Origin of the sequence: Psychrobacter sp. AH5 (genome assembly GCF_040371085.1) — a bacterium.
Classification (GTDB): Bacteria; Pseudomonadota; Gammaproteobacteria; order Pseudomonadales; family Moraxellaceae; genus Psychrobacter.
On sequence record NZ_JAMBMT010000001.1, the window covers coordinates 1,857,132 to 1,873,491 of the forward strand.

Sequence of the window (16,360 nt, forward strand, 5' to 3'; positions counted from 1 at the left end):
TTATTATTAACTATTTACTTCCTGTAAACTTACTCATCGTCGCTTCGCCATCAGCGCTAATACCGTCTTTGATGACCACTTTTCTTACTGTCTTAAGTAATATCTTGATATCTAACCATAATGATTGGTTATCTACATACCATGTATCTAACTCAAACTTTTTATCCCAACCAATAGCATTACGACCATTGACTTGCGCATAACCGGTAATGCCAGGGCGTACATTATGACGACGCGCTTGCTCTTTACTATATAGCGGCAGATATTCCATCAATAACGGGCGTGGTCCGACTAAGCTCATATCGCCTCTGACAACATTCCACAGCTCAGGCAGCTCATCCAAACTACTATTACGTAGCATTTTACCAAAGTCAGTCAAGCGCTCACTATCAGGCAAAGGATTGCCAGCACTATCTATGGCATCCTTCATGGTACGAAACTTAATCATCTCAAACGGCTTACCGTCTAGACCCGGGCGGGTTTGACGAAATAGCACTGGTGAGCCCAAGTTCTTTTTGACTTTATAAGCAGTGATGGCGTATACCGGAGATAAAGCGACCAAAGCGGTGGTCGCAGCAGTGATATCGAAAAGGCGTTTAAACATTTTTCACTCCAGTAACCCAATCATTAAATTTTTGTGAAAGCTTGGCTCTATCGAACTCACGTTTAGCTAGTGCCTGAGCATTCTTACCCATTTGTTTTAATTTTTCGCGATTTAAAGCAGCTTTCTCTAAAGCATCAGCAAACTGAATGGGACTCTCTGGACTAACGGTATATCCAGCATCTTCTTGTTTGATGAGCTCTGCTAACCAACCTGGATAGTTATTTAAGACCGGTAGGCCCGCAGCAATGTAGTCAAAAAACTTATTAGGTGAAGTACCGTAGTAAAATGCAGGAACGTTTGCTAGGATTTGCAACCCAATATCAGCCTCAGACATTAGTCCTGCTAGCCTAGTTTTATCTACAGGATCATGAAAGATGACATTCGAAAGTTTTAACTCTTGCGCTCTTTTTTGCAAAGCTGCTTTTTTCATACCATTTCCAACAAGGACCAGTTTGATCTCTTGCTGCTTTCTATTTTGCAGCTCTGACGCTGCCTCTATAACAGCATCTAAGCCATTTGCTAAGCCATGAGTACCCGTAAAAATAGCCATCAAGTCTGTTTTTTCTACGCCTTTAGGACGCCAGCCATCTGGCTCAATAGCAAAAATATCTAAATCACAGCCATTCGGTATCATAGCAACTTTTTCTCTGTTGATACCACGGCTTATGATACCGTCGACAATACCTGGAGAGAGTCCAATGAGGCGATCTGCTGAATGATAAGACACCCATTCTAATATCGACATCAACCATAGTATAATAGGATTTTTTATGACGCCCATTGCCTTTGGTAATTCTGGCCATAAGTCTCTCACTTCAAATACAAATGGCTTTCGGCGTAGCCATTTTGCCATAATACCAGGAATAGAAGCAGTTAAAGGGGTTGTCGTGGCAAATATCAAATCATACTTTTCAGTCATTGCCACTTTGACAGACTTAGAAGCAAAGCTCAAAAATAATGATACGCGCTGTGCAAAAGTTAAATTATTAGAATAAGACAATTCAAACTCTATAATTTCGATCCCGTCTACATTGCCACGGCGCATCCCATTAATGAAAGCGCCAGTTAGCCCTGTCTGTCCATTACTGAATGAGCCACATACCATGGTCACTTGATGACCATTTTTAATCAAGCTCTGAGCCATGGCATATGATCGTATACCAGCGGATCCTTTAGGGGTAGAAAAATGCTGATGAAAGTAAAGTATTTTCATGTGATATCTTTAATAGTTGTATGAATAGTGGTAGGTTCAATAGCCGTGACCTCTAAAACAGGTACATTCGTTTCTTGATAATAGTACCTTGATTCTCTGCCTTCAACCATTCGAATCTTGAGCGCGCTTTTAGAATGAATTTCTAAAGTCATTTTGCCATTACTCAAAACATTATCTTTCAATACCCATTGGTCTGGCATCAAGCGCCAGCGCAAAACAGCATGGTCTTTAAAACCTTGAATCTCATCTGTCACTACTATCTGCTGCTTCTGAACTTTTATTGCACGTGAATGTTGACAACTCCATTCATCTTTATAGCTCGAGGAAAGCGTGTTCTTACGATATTTCATCGTTAATGGTTTTAACCAAGACGCAAATAAAAACCGACTTAATCTAGGCATCTGTAAATGATTATCAAATTGAACAGTATTATGACTCTCTACACCTGAATAATAGTCTAAATCGTCTGTAGTAGTGTTATAACTAAAGGTGCCACCATCACGTAATACATTATCGCATTTAAACCATAAATCTACATGTAGTGCATCGCATTGACTGGGTCTGAATTTAAACTTAGGTATCTTAAAGCAAATAAAAAAGTTCTGATTTTCATGAGTCATAAGCCCACTACTTGCAAAAAGCTGGGACTTATTAGGTAGAGCAACTCTCTTATTGTTTAGTTTGTCTATACCAAAGAAGTTTAAACTCTCATCATAAGATGCAGCAGCCTGATAATAGCTATGCCCATTAAATAAGGTACTGGCTAGCTGTACAGTAGGGCGAAAATCTCTATAATCACTTTGCCCAATAGGTAACAGCTTAGCGCCGTCATTTGCACCAAGGTTCGGCGCATCTCCATTGTCTTGTACCAAGACATATAACCAATCAGTCGCTTTGCTAAGTCGCTGATATACTTTTTTTGGCAATGCCGGCAGTTGTAACTGACGTCTTACTATTTCAGCCAAGCAGTATGAATCCAACATGACCCTGTGATAATTAACAGAGTATTGGCTGAAACCACCATCTTTCATAATAAGTTTACAAGCGCGATTAGACAACCATTTTTCGCCCAAATGCTGCCAGTCTAGATATCGTTTGCTTGGCTTCGTTTTATTTAAAACAGCACCGCCTATATAGAGTGCTACTGCTTCAGATGTACCATGGTTGTTATCTTGAGCTATTGCATAACTTAAGGTAGGCGCAATACGTTTTAGATGAATTTCGATTAAACTGAGTAGATTATCATTAATGCTATGAAGTTTATCTAAACCGATTAACGCGGTGACAAGATGCATCACTCGAATCGAAGCTTCTTGCCCACATTTCCAATTCGGCCCTAAATAGGCTGGATTTTTTTCACACCAATCATTAAGCCAGCTATCTAGTGTGACTAAGCCTCTGCCGTCTTGATGATAGTGTTCATACTCCACAAATTTGATTAACCAATCAAATCGTGACGCTTCCCAGACTCCTTTGATATCACCGACATTATTATCGAAATCTGGGATTTTATACCATACTGTCTCAACATCCTTAAATACCTTTTGAGTCAAAGGACTATAGAACCAGTTGGGTTTATCCTCTTCTAGGCGATAAGGAATATAGCCAAAAGCCTTTAGACTAAGGCGCTCAGATAAATCCATATCAGTATGCAAGTCAGTATCGGCAAAAAAAGTGCCCGAAGGGAGCGTGGCCTCTAACCTAGTCACTGGATTGATGCCACTTTTGACGCCTAGTCGATAGGTCGCAACTCTAGCTAAATTAGTTAATCCTAGATTTAAGGCAGTGTTTGCTTTGGCTGTTATCGATTTATTAACCATACTCACTATTGCTGTCTCAAAATTTCAGCGACTTCAATCGTAGCTCGTGCTACTTCAAAGATATCTTCTGCCGTAATTGGCGCTTCTTTTCCTTCCCGAATACTTTCAACAAAAGCGGCAGCGCAAGCGTCTTGTCCTTTGTCTTGGCGCATCAAATTCATCGCTTTGAAATCAGGCCAACCAAAGCCCTTGAGCTTGCGGAAGTTATCTAACTGTAAAACGCGACCTGCTGTGAACACTTCTATTCTTTCTTTGGGAAAGCTGGCTGCACCATTTGCTAGATAAAGAATAGTACCGAATGAGCCGTCTTCAAATCCTAAGGTGATAGAGGCTTTGTCTTCTAAGACGGCAACACTATTGGTTTCGCCCATGCGACGTGCTTGGATAGAGACAATTTTTGAACCTGCAAGAAAACGCATTAAATCTATAAAATGGCACGCTTCACCAATAATGCGTCCACCACCGACATCATTATCTTGTGTCCAATGATCGGCAGGGATTTCACCCGCATTCATAGTCATGATAAAGCTTTTTGGTTCACTCACACTATCAAGTAGAGACTTCATTTTTTGAACTTGTGGCGCAAATCGACGATTAAAACCAACCATAATACGACTAAATTGTTCAGTCTCAATATTCTTATTATAAATCGCTTCGATGCTATCAACTTCTGCAAGCGTTAGCGCTAGAGGCTTTTCTACAAAGACATTTTTATGCGCTGACAATGCCTTCTGTACAAATTGCGCATGACTGTTATGACGGGTAGCAATCGTGACGGTATTGATGTCTTTATTAGCCAGTAACGCGTCTACATCGGTAGATGCTTCAGAAAACCCTGTCTTTGCACCATGAATAACACCATTGATACCACCCGATGTCACGATCGTATGTAGCTGTGCAAAAGCACCTTTAAATGCTGGTATTAAAATTCTAGAAGCATAGTTTCCCGCCCCAATAAAGCCAACGACTGCATTTTTTGGTTCAATATTGATAGGACGTAACACTACTTTTGTATCTAAACGTGTTTCTACTTCTGACTCATAGCTTAGTAATATACCTAAGCCTGATTTATCCTCTGTTAGAGATTCATAAGCCTTAGCCGCCTCTTCAAACTCAAAGCGATGTGTAATGAGGCTGTCTACATTAAGAGTACCCGCTTCCATCATATCTAACACAGCGACAAAGTTACGTTGCTCAGTCCAACGAACAAAACCTAAAGGATAATCCTGCCCTTTTTCTTCATAATTAGGGTCATAACGTCCAGGACCATAAGAACAAGACACTTGAAAGCTTAATTCTTTCTCATAAAAGTCGGCACGATTGAGTTCTAACCCCGTGACACCGACTAAGACAATACGACCACGTTTACGACTCATACGCGCTGCCTGAACAACTGGATCGCTCGCCTTGGTTGACGCAGTGATAATGACACCATCGACACCAACACCACGACTAAACGCGATACCTGCAGCTACTGGATCTTCACCATTAGCAGGGTTACAAATCTCTGCGCCAAACTGCTTGGCTAGCTCAAGCTTACTTTGATCAAAGTCAATAGCAAGCACTCGACAACCATTTGCTCGTAGCATCTGAATGGTTAACAGTCCGATTAATCCTGCACCGGTGACGACAAAGCTTTCGCCAAGCGTTGGCTGTGCCAAACGAATGCCTTGTAGTCCAATACTGGCAACGACGGTAAACGCCGCAGTCTCATCCGACACATTATCTGGTATCTTGGCACATAGGTTCTTTGGCACCTTTACGATATCTGCATGAGGGCCATTTGATACGATCCTATCACCTACTTTGAAGCCTTCTACTAAAGAACCTATCTCAAGTACTTGTCCGACATTACAGTAGCCTAAAGGCAAAGGTTGGCCCAGTTTAGACTTTACTGCATCATAAGTGGTTAAAAGGCCATCAGTCTGGACTTTTTCAACGACCATTTTTACTTTTTCAGGTTGTTGACGAGCTTTATCGATATAAGAAGCTTTGCCAAAGCCAACCAACATACGCTCCGTACCGGCTGAGATTAGCGATTTCGTCGTTGAAATCAGTAAGTGACCAGATGAGCAACTGGGTGCTGGTGCTTCTGTTATAGTAGTTTGACCGTTAGCCATGTCTTGAAGGATTTGTTTCATATTAGCACCATTATTTGTGTGACAATTTCATTAACAATGCCTTTTGAGCATTCCATTTTTCATCGGGTGTTAGATAGTTCTTCTTCAAAACTTCTGAAGCATTATTAACCAATAGCTTATATAAAGAGCTGTCTTCCAAAACTAAATTAATTTTTTGAGCAATATCTATTGGATTTAAGGGATCAAAATAAATCGCACCATCATCACATAAGTCTCTCGAAAAATCTCTATCAGATACTATTAGAGGACGTTTCGCTATAAAGCTTTCAGGGAATACAGCTGTGGAAGACTCAACTAAACTTGGGCATAGGACGATTTGAGAGCTCAGATACTCGTCACAAATTACGTTATTTGCAACATGACCAACTGTAAAGAAATACTCACTAACTCCCAAGTTTTGTGCTGATTTCTTTAATAACTTCCAACCATTTGATTCTTCAGGAATAGTAAATTTAAAAAATATTTTTCGATCACTGAGACTCTTAAGCTCTTTCAACGCTTGGGGAAGTATTAGTAGGTTTTTATGATGATAAAAACTTGATGGTATGAATACAACTATCTTATCATCTGAAGGTTGTACCTGACTCTGACGTTCGAGTAATCTTTGTTCAAAAGCAGGGCTGTAGCTGTTACTGATAACAAAAATCTTATCTGAATCAATACCTAAATTTTTGACTAGCCTACTCTTCACAACTTCAGTTTCTACAACGAAGTTTCCTACGTTTCTAAAGAATAACTTTTGCTTAATCAAATCAAAGACTTCTTCTTTAAACCTTTGGACCTTAGAAGGATAGTGTTTTCTAACTTCTGGATATAGCATTTTACCTAAGGCAAAACCTTGTAAGTTATTAACTTTCGGACGCCAATAAGAAGGGCCGAATACTACAAACACCTGATCTGGTCTATACTTTCTTTCCAGCTTAGATAAATATTTACCTTGTTTGCTTTTCTTATAAAATGGTAAATTTGGCACTACATGACAAGCGTACAACTTATTGCGTGTTGCATCTGATAGTTGAGCATTTATTTGAGGGCTACATACTATTACGGTTTCAAAATCAGGATCGTTAGCCACATTTTCTATAATGCTTAATCCAACTTGGATACCACCACCTATACTTAGTAAACTACAATCTAAAAGCAACTTCATTTCTTATTCCACTTATAAAATATCAAAACATCCTAAATATATGAATCAATTTTTGAATACTATATCAAAACTTGTTACATTTGTTAACCGAATTGCTATTTCCTACTATATATCATATATCGATGCTAAATAAAATTGATGTATTATCCAATAGCACTAAACAGATATACATTTTTCTTGCTTCACTTATCTATGCCCACTGGATTTGCAAAACCAACACCTTGAAAAAATTATGCCAGTACCATTATTTCTCTTTAATAACAGCTAATTATATTAGACCTCTTGCAAAAGTCATAGGTTTAGCTCGAAATTAATGATACCAGCAAACAGCTTCATTCTAAGCTCATAGCGTTGACGACGGTTACGATATTTATGAGCCACGATTTTGAACAACTTGATTAAGCCTATTTTGTGCTCAACCACAATACGGAACTTTGCCAGATAGTAATTGGCCTGTTTGCATATCTCCAGTAACTCACCACCACGTGGCTTTTTAAAAGGGGTGAAGGTTTGCTTATGTAGCTTTGCTATACCCTGATAACCACTATCTGCTAGTAATTTAGCATTGTCAGGAAGCCAGTCAGGACAAGTATCTTTATACAGCTTAAAATCGTGGATTGACCCTTTGCAGGTTTGTACATCAAGTATCAACCCTGTTTGCCAATGAACGATAACCTGCGCTTTTAAGGTGTGTTGTTTTTTCTTACCGCTGTAGTAGTCTCTTTGGTTTTTTTTGGACGCTCAATTGGGGTTTCGGTCGCATCAACAATGACGACGCTCCAATTGATGTCATCATCGACGCGACTAGGGAGCTTTTTGGGCAATTCAAACTTGCCAGAGTCAATCAGGATGTCTTCTACTTTACGGATGATACGGCTAGCAGAAGATTCATGAATACCAAAGTCCATACTGATATGATAAAGCGTGCGGTATTCACGCCAATAAGTCAGGGTTAATAGTATTTGTGCTTTAAGACTGAGCACGCTGGGTCTGCCTGATTTGGTTTTAGATGCTTCATGCTCTTGCATGGCCTCAAGCATGTCATAAAAGGTGGCTTTATGAATGCCTGTATAGCGTTTAAAACCTGCGTCACTTTGTTTGAGTAGCTTATCTATGTTTGGCATGGTTCCTAAAAAGTTATGAGTGTCTTCTTATTTTAATTCCCTTTGCTACTTTTGCAAGAGGTCTATTAATCTAATAACTTTCTATAAAAAATTAATATAAGCAAAAACATCCTCTGAGAACACACCTATAAACCTACTATACCCTAAAAACAGATACCATGAAAAAGAAAATAACAATATAAAAAACCTTACTGCTGGCCTACTAAGCTCATATATAGAAGCGTATATCAATATCAACAGTATATACTCATAACGATAAAACCTTGAAAAAATAGATGGTGAAACAAAAACAATCAACAATGATAAAATAAAAAAATATATCAAAGATAACTTTAGTTTTTTATCAACTTTATCTTTAAATATAGTATTAATAATCACTATAGTAAATATGCTCTCAATAAGGAATTGTAATAAAGCGCTAAAATTCATAATATCTTCCGAAAATCTAGATTCCAACTTTCTACCTAGACCCGAATCTAAACTATTGCTTACAAGTAATAAAAAAGAAAAAGCAAATATAATACTGAAAAAGATAAAACGCAATAGACTTTTTTTATTTTTAAAATTAATATTACTGATATAAGTAATAACTGAAAATGGTATTAAACTGTAATGAATAAAAGGAGGTAAAAAATAAAACCATTTATTATTTCTTTTATAGAAAAGCACATACCCTAAAAGAGCAAAACTAAAAGCTAAACCCGAACGAACAGCAGAACCCTGAAAAGCAAAAAATGTAATTGTATTGGTGTAAAAAAATAAGAATAAAAGCCCTTTTTTATTCCAAACTTCTCCAGCTATAAATATCAATAAACATCCAAAGAAGGTAAGGAAGACATGAATATAATAGGGGTCTCTAATAATCAAACCTATTAACTTTACAATAAACCAAAAAACAGGTTCAGACGACCCTGTTAGACTAGTTATCATATAGAATTCTGAGAAAAAATCTTTAAAACTACTGTTTACAACCCATTCGAAAGCATGGTAATAATGCAGCATATCATCGCCAAATCCTACTTCCTCTCCTATATAATAAGGTCTATCTGCCAACATAATCGATAGGGTCATGCTTAAATAAAAAAAGACCAAATAGTTGAAAAGCTTTATTGATCTATCATCATAATTGCTAGTAAAAGCATTAATAGCAAGATATGCTAGCAGAAACAATTTTGGAGAAAGTAATAAGAAAATGATACCTAATAATAATAAGAAAAACATCATTGTATTACTTCCTATGAAAAACATGGTGCAATTATATCAGTTATTTATAATAGGTTATCTTATGTAAGACTAATCAACTGAATAATAAGCTATAAGTGTTCTTAAAATTCAAACCCCTACTTTATTAACATTTAGTTTCTTAATGTGTTTTTTTAAGGTTAAAAACTGTAACACATATTGCAACATAAATCCTAAGCTCATCCCTAAGGGTATTGATACAGCTCCCAACTCACTCACTGATAAATATACAGTAAATAACAATGTAAAAGCCCATAAAATCTGTAACACCAAATGAAAATAATTTTTACCAATCGAAGACCAAAAACTTAAGAATCCTAAATTCAAACTATAAACAAGCATACATACTAGAAACATATTAAATACATTTGAAGAATTTGGTATTTTCTCAATTTTTCCTAGTTCCAATATAAAATACTTTATCATAAAAATTATAAATATTGAAAACATTGTTACTAACAAATTGAATTTATTTATCATGAAAATATAATTAATTTTATTTTCGATATTTTTTTTATTCAGAATTGATAAATAATATGATCCTAATGATATAGGTATAAACATTCCTATGAGATAGATTTGATATATCCAAGAAAATATTGCTACTTCTTCTAAATTTTTATTTATAGACAATATATAAATTGAAGCTGTTACAACAGGCGTTGCTATAAATGCTGATATTAATAGCGGCAAATTATACTTTCTATAGAAAAGCATAATTTGCCGGAAATAATTTATTTTTATATAGAAATATTTTTTTTCAAATTCCTTAGCAAAGAAATAAATTTGAATTACAACTATAAAAACCTTACAAAATGCAATTGTTAATATTGATCCATATAGACCGAGATTTTTTATAAAGACATACGTTATAGGAATAATTATTATAATATTTATGAGGCCTATGATAGATAGTTTTTTAATCGACCCTATCCCATAGAAAAAACCATCAAATAAACTTACTAAACTAAAAATAAAAACAGATAAAAAAACCCAAATGAAATTTCCATAAAAAATAGAAAACGAATATGAAAATAACAGTGATAAGACGAAAATTAAATACAGCGAAAATTTAAAATAATTGAAAACATAATCTTTATTAACACTCATCCATTTGGATGAGACAATACTTCCAGAGTATAATAACCCTAAACTAGTTACTACAACTAAACTATTTATAGTGGAAAATATTAGTGAGAATTCTCCGTAACTTTCTAATAGTAAGAGACTGACGGCAATATAGTTTAAAAAAAAAGAAAATCCTTTTGCACTTAAAGTATATAATATAGAATATATAGCTTTCATCAGGAAATAATACCCTTAGTATCTATTACTTTACTTAAGTCTTTAAATTTTATTTTTTTGAATACTTTATGGTCAACAAGAATTAAATATATATCAGCCTCTATGTTTTCATCCAACCCAATCAACTTAATATTACCTTGCATATCTTCAGGTAACTTATCAATATTAGGTTCAATTGCTAATATATTCAGTCCTTGTTGAGCTAGCTTCTTTGTGATATTCAAGGCAGGACTTTCACGCAAATCATCAATATCTGGTTTAAAGGCTAAGCCATAACAAGCAATAGTGACATCTTTAACGCTTTTTTCAGGATGATCTTGTAGGAACTCAATAACCTTTTCATTCACCTTAGCGATGACCCACTCAGGTTTACTCTCATTGACCTCACGAGCAGTACGAATGAGCTGAGCTTCATCGGGTGTTTTAGCTACAATAAACCAAGGATCTACAGCGATACAATGCCCGCCTACGCCAGGACCTGGTTGTAGGATATTTACTCGTGGATGACGATTGGCTAAAGCAATGAGCTCCCATACATCGATATTCAGCTTATCGCAAATCATAGACAGCTCATTTGCAAAGGCAATATTGACATCACGGAACGAATTTTCAGTCAGCTTACACATCTCAGCAGTACGCGCATTCGTCGTCACACAGCTGCCTTCCACAAATACGTTATATAAATCACAAGCCGCTTGCGAGCACTTGGCTGTCATACCTCCCACGATACGATCATTACTGATGAGCTCTTGTAGTACCTTACCTGGCAACACACGCTCAGGACAGTGTGCGATTCTGATATCTGCCTGTTCGCCTGCTTGCTGAGGGAAGCTTAGATCTGGACGGGCTTGACTTAGCCATTCCGCCATCTGTTCAGTAGCGCCTACTGGTGAGGTCGACTCTAGAATGACGAGATTGCCTGAAGTTAAGAATGGCGCTAGTGCTTTGGATGCGGCTTCGATATACTTTAAATCTGGATCATGATTGCCTTGAAACGGCGTAGGTACAGCGACGATATAAGCATCTGCTGCCACTGGAGTCGTCTGTGCGGACAACGTCCCTTTTGCGACTACATCTCGCACTAACATATCTAAATCAGGCTCAACAATGTGCACCTTGCCTTGATTAATCATATCAACGGCATATTCATTAACATCAACACCAGTAACTGTCACCCCATGAGCAGCAAAAGTAGCCGCCGTAGGTAAACCGATATAACCCAAGCCAATGACACAAATATGACTAAATTGAGAGTTTTTCATTTATTATTTCTACTTATATTATGTTAGACATTTTTCAAAAAATTGATGATTTGCTGACATGCAGTACCATCTCCATAAGGGTTATGGGCTTCTGTCATCTTTTTATATAAGTCTTGGTTTTCTAGCAGTTCCATCACTGAACCCTCAATCACAACAGGATTAGTCCCAACCAGTTTTACCGTCCCTGCTGATACCGCTTCTGGACGTTCCGTCGTATCACGCATGACTAATACTGGTTTACACAAAGAAGGCGCTTCCTCTTGAATACCACCTGAATCTGTCAAAATCAGATAACTCTTATTCATTAGATAGACAAAAGGTAAGTAATCTTGAGGTTCAATCAATTTGATATTATCGATGCCTGATAATAACTCATTGACTGGTTTCTGTACGTTAGGATTAAGATGTACGGGATAAACAATTTGTACCTCTGGGTTTTTTTGAGCGATATTAGCAAGTGCTAAGCAGATATCTTCAAACCCTTGACCGAAGTTCTCTCGGCGATGACCAGTTACTAAAATAAGCTTCTTACTCGCATCCAAGAAATCGAACTGCTGTGCAAATTTTGCTTGCATCTCCTGATCAGTTTCAACTTTTTCTTTAACCGTTAACAAAGCGTCAATGACGGTATTGCCTGTAATGACAATATTAGTGGCATCAATATTTTCTTTAATAAGATTGTCATAAGAGTTTCGTGTTGGGGCAAAATGATACTGCGTTAAGACGCTGGTTAATTGTCGGTTGGCTTCTTCAGGCCATGGAGAATATATATCGCCAGTACGTAAGCCTGCCTCGACATGACCTACCTGCACTTTATGATAGTAAGCGGCTAGTGAGGCAGCAAAAGTAGTTGCCGTATCACCATGAACCAATATGACATCAGGCAGCCAAGTATCAAATACTTCATTAAGTCCTTTCAAAACCCCAGAGGTAATATCAGCCAAAGTTTGTCCTGGCTTCATCAAATTCAAGTCAAAGTCTGGCTCCAACTCAAATAGGCTCAGCACCTGATCTAACATCTCTCTGTGCTGACCCGTCACACAGACTTTAGTTTCAAAGTGCACACTTGACTTTTTTAGCGATATTGCCAAAGGAGCCATTTTTATCGCTTCAGGGCGTGTTCCAAATACTAAGAGTATCTTTTTCATTATGTATTTCCTATTTTTCTTGAGTTTTATCAATTTTTTTAGAATTACAATCTTTCATCAATTACTTATAGTATATATTTAAATAAAAACTCTAATTTTGTTTCATTTCTTATAGTGTTTTAGACAAGGTTTACAAAATATCAGTAAAACAAATAATCTTTAAGTTTTAATTTATAAGATGCAAAAGCTAATTAACATAGCCATTTGGATTTTGAGTTTGCCACCGCCAAGTGTCTTGCATCATATCTTCAACAGATCTTTGGGTAGACCAATTCAATTGTTGATGAGCCTTAGTTGCATCGGCGTAACAACTGGCGATATCGCCCCCTCTTTTATCTACAATTTGATAAGGGATCTTAGTATTACTGGCTCTCTCAAACGCTTTTACCATATCTAAGACAGAGTGACCGCTACCAGCTCCTAAATTCCACACATGATATCCTTGATGACCACTAATGTAATCTAACGCACTTAAGTGACCTTCAACCAAATCCATAACGTGTATATAGTCACGCACGCCTGTTCCATCATGGGTATCATAATCATCACCATAGACAGAAAGCTTAGCTCTCTTACCGATAGCCACCTGAGCGATATAAGGCAACAGATTATTCGGGATGCCATTAGGATCTTCACCAATCATACCGCTTTCGTGAGCGCCTACTGGATTAAAATATCTTAATGCTGCTACCGACCAAGTAGGATCAGAGTTGATTACCTGCATCAGCATTTGCTCTACCGCCATTTTGGTATAGCCATAGGGATTTGTAGGCATGGACATAGGGCAGTCCTCAGCAACGGGTAAATCATCTGGATCACCGTAGACGGTAGCAGAAGAGCTAAACACTATTTTTTTAACGTCAAACTGCTGCATAGCTTGCAATAATTGTAAGCTGCCGTTAATGTTATTATCAAAGTAAAGCATAGGCTTATCAACGCTTTCACCTACCGCTTTTAGACCGGCAAAGTGCAACACAGCGTCAATATCATAATTATTAAAAATATTATCTAAACACTGGCTATCCCTAATATCGCCTTCAATAAAATCACACTGACGGTTACTCAGAGCTTCGACTCTCTTAACAGACTCGTGGCTACTATTTGATAAATTATCTAACACAACGACGTTATGATTCGCTTGCAATAGAGTTAAGAGCATATGTGAGCCAATATAGCCTGCCCCACCAGTCAATAAAATCATAAAATCACCTTATAAAATCTAAAAGTACTAAATATCTTTACAATTTCAATATCATCAATATTGATCATAAAGATTTTAACCAACCTCTTTAATAATATTATTTTCATTAAACGCTAATTCTTCAGTAGGCGTACCATCCTGATACCCTGCGACAAAATAGCGAAACTCTTGCTTAAGCCAATCCACATCATAGTGCTGCGCTCTTTGCGCTAGCTGTTGTAACGTCTCTTCAATCTCTAGCAATGGAAAGCTCGTCTCCATCGCCTGCATAATGAGCGGATGATCAGTATCCTCCACATTATCTTCGCCGATGATCAGCTCTTCATATAGCTTTTCGCCGGGTCTTAGTCCCGTATAGGTAATCTCTATATCACCATACGGATGGGTTTGATCTTTTACCTCAAAGCCACTTAATTGAATCATACGCTTTGCTAAATCGACGATTTTTACCGGAGCGCCCATATCGAGAACGAACACCTCGCCACCTTTAGCCATTGCGCCTGCTTGAATGACTAAATTGGCCGCTTCAGGAATAGTCATAAAATAACGAGTCACCTCAGGGTGCGTCACCGTAATAGGCTTACCTTGGGCGATTTGCTTGGTAAATACTGGCACCACTGAGCCTGATGAGCCTAGCACATTACCGAAGCGCACCATACTGATAAGGGTATGATTATTATTGGGGTTGTTTTTTTGGCTCAGCGCCTGACAGACCAGCTCGGCTAAGCGCTTGGTTGCGCCCATGACATTGGTCGGCCTCACTGCTTTATCGGTTGAGATCAATACAAAAGTCTCAACCTTCGCCTCAATAGCAGCGCGAGCACAGTGATAAGTACCTTTGCTATTATTTATCGCGCCCTCAAAGGGATTATGCTCGACAATAGGCACGTGTTTATAGGCGGCGGCATGATACACCGTCTGAATTTGATAGCGCTTAAGTACTCGTAGTAGATTGGCCTCGTTAGTGACGTTACCGATGACCGCGATGACCTCGATGCCCTTGTAAATATCCTTGCTAGCGACCTTGGCTATCAGCTCTTGATGTACGCTATATAGTGCAAATTCAGATAGCTCGTACAGTACCAAATGCTTAGGGCGGTTTTTGATTATTTGTCGGCACAGCTCACTACCGATAGAGCCGCCAGCACCGGTGACTAGTACGCATTTATCCTTGATATTACGCTCAAGCAAGCTCTCTACTGGCTCAACCGTTTGCCGATCTAATACGTCTAGGATATCGACTTTGCGCATGCTACTGACTGTCACTTTGCCATCGACAATCTCCTCTAGGCTTGGGAGCTCTTTGATCTGAATAGAGATACCCGATAGCTTATCGATGATCTTTCTTTTGCTCGCACGGCTAATAGAAGGGATCGCTAAGAACACTTGTGAGATATCCAGCTTTGCGACAATATCGATTAATTCATCCGCTCCATAGATACGCTTGCCAAGGACATAAGCACCGGTCAGCTGCGTATCATCATCAATGAAGGCGACGACATTATATTTATGTGAGTTTCTAAGACCCTCAAACAACTCTTTACCGGCTTCACCTGCGCCATAAATCAGTACATTATCATAGTCATCATTGAGCTGACGACGCAGCGGACGCTGACCTTGCCAGCGCGATAATAGCTCTCTGATGGTCAGGCGACTATTCCATAACCAAATAAAAAATAAAAACAGATATAAAATAGGCACCGCACGTGGCATACCAGGTATCAGCTTGAAATAAAGCACCGCTTGCGCGGCGATAATCAACATAAAGAACAGCTGTAGCACTTTACCCATCGCCGAATCGAAAAAGCTACGCGCCACCCCTCTATAAAAGCCAATAAGGTAGAGACCGATTACTGGTATCAGCGCATAAAAAGCTAGCGCTATGGTACTTATATGCTGATCGATATAACCATAACGCGCGGCAATAGCAAAGAACAAGCATACCGCTGACATAATATAATCAGCTAGCATTAAGATAGTACGCTTGGTGGTGCGCGGTAGGCCTAGTAAATACTCAGCGCTACGCTTTGTCAAACGTCTATTACCCTTTTTTGCTGTAGGGTTTAGCTCTGAAGATATAGACATAACAAATCACTAATTTATATGAATAAAAGTTTAAAAAAGCAAGCCAATGAGTAACCCTAAGCAGA

General features: G+C 38.1%; 12 protein-coding genes and 1 pseudogene. All 13 read right to left on the reverse strand.

The window, feature by feature from the left end:
* Positions 1-10: 10 nt before the first annotated feature.
* The 13 genes and pseudogenes from M0N77_RS07845 to M0N77_RS07905 all read right to left on the reverse strand — a co-directional run bounded on the left by M0N77_RS07845 (position 11) and on the right by M0N77_RS07905 (position 16,295).
* Positions 11-604, reverse strand: a complete 594-nt coding sequence (locus M0N77_RS07845) for a sugar transferase (protein ID WP_353104667.1) — start codon at positions 602-604, stop codon at positions 11-13.
* Positions 597-1,817: a glycosyltransferase family 4 protein gene (locus M0N77_RS07850; protein WP_353104668.1), complete on the reverse strand. Its 1,221-nt coding sequence runs from the start codon at positions 1,815-1,817 to the stop codon at positions 597-599. Before M0N77_RS07850 ends, M0N77_RS07845 begins: the two co-directional genes overlap by 8 nt.
* On the reverse strand, positions 1,814-3,637 hold the full coding sequence (locus tag M0N77_RS07855) for a heparinase II/III family protein (RefSeq protein ID WP_353104669.1): 1,824 nt from the start codon (positions 3,635-3,637) through the stop codon (positions 1,814-1,816). Before M0N77_RS07855 ends, M0N77_RS07850 begins: the two co-directional genes overlap by 4 nt.
* Before the next feature lie 5 nt (positions 3,638-3,642).
* Positions 3,643-5,778, reverse strand: coding sequence for a bi-domain-containing oxidoreductase (locus tag M0N77_RS07860; RefSeq protein ID WP_353104670.1), 2,136 nt, complete (start codon positions 5,776-5,778; stop codon positions 3,643-3,645).
* A 10-nt stretch (positions 5,779-5,788) separates the two neighbouring features.
* Complete coding sequence (locus M0N77_RS07865; protein ID WP_353104671.1) at positions 5,789-6,928, reverse strand: glycosyltransferase; 1,140 nt, start codon at positions 6,926-6,928, stop codon at positions 5,789-5,791.
* Between the two features lie 291 nt (positions 6,929-7,219).
* Positions 7,220-7,603: pseudogene (locus M0N77_RS07870) on the reverse strand (transposase family protein); the annotation flags it as partial.
* An 8-nt stretch (positions 7,604-7,611) separates the two neighbouring features.
* Positions 7,612-8,052: a transposase family protein gene (locus M0N77_RS07875; RefSeq protein ID WP_353104672.1), complete on the reverse strand. Its 441-nt coding sequence runs from the start codon at positions 8,050-8,052 to the stop codon at positions 7,612-7,614.
* Positions 8,053-8,133: 81 nt separating this feature from the next.
* Positions 8,134-9,276 (reverse strand): EpsG family protein, encoded by a 1,143-nt coding sequence (locus tag M0N77_RS07880; RefSeq protein ID WP_353104673.1) that lies wholly within the window; start codon positions 9,274-9,276, stop codon positions 8,134-8,136.
* A 108-nt stretch (positions 9,277-9,384) separates the two neighbouring features.
* A complete protein-coding gene (locus tag M0N77_RS07885) occupies positions 9,385-10,599 on the reverse strand; it encodes a hypothetical protein (RefSeq protein WP_353104674.1) in 1,215 nt (404 codons plus the stop codon).
* A complete protein-coding gene (gene wecC, locus M0N77_RS07890; protein WP_353104675.1) occupies positions 10,599-11,861 on the reverse strand; it encodes a UDP-N-acetyl-D-mannosamine dehydrogenase in 1,263 nt (420 codons plus the stop codon). Before wecC ends, M0N77_RS07885 begins: the two co-directional genes overlap by 1 nt.
* A 23-nt stretch (positions 11,862-11,884) precedes the next feature.
* The gene (gene wecB, locus M0N77_RS07895; protein WP_353104676.1) at positions 11,885-13,009 is read right to left on the reverse strand and encodes a non-hydrolyzing UDP-N-acetylglucosamine 2-epimerase; all 1,125 of its coding nucleotides are present in this window, start codon (positions 13,007-13,009) and stop codon (positions 11,885-11,887) included.
* A 187-nt stretch (positions 13,010-13,196) separates the two neighbouring features.
* Entirely contained in the window at positions 13,197-14,210 is a 1,014-nt protein-coding gene (gene galE / locus M0N77_RS07900; protein WP_353104677.1) for a UDP-glucose 4-epimerase GalE, read from the reverse strand.
* Between the two features lie 75 nt (positions 14,211-14,285).
* Positions 14,286-16,295 (reverse strand): nucleoside-diphosphate sugar epimerase/dehydratase, encoded by a 2,010-nt coding sequence (locus tag M0N77_RS07905; RefSeq protein ID WP_353104678.1) that lies wholly within the window; start codon positions 16,293-16,295, stop codon positions 14,286-14,288.
* Positions 16,296-16,360: the final 65 nt, after the last annotated feature.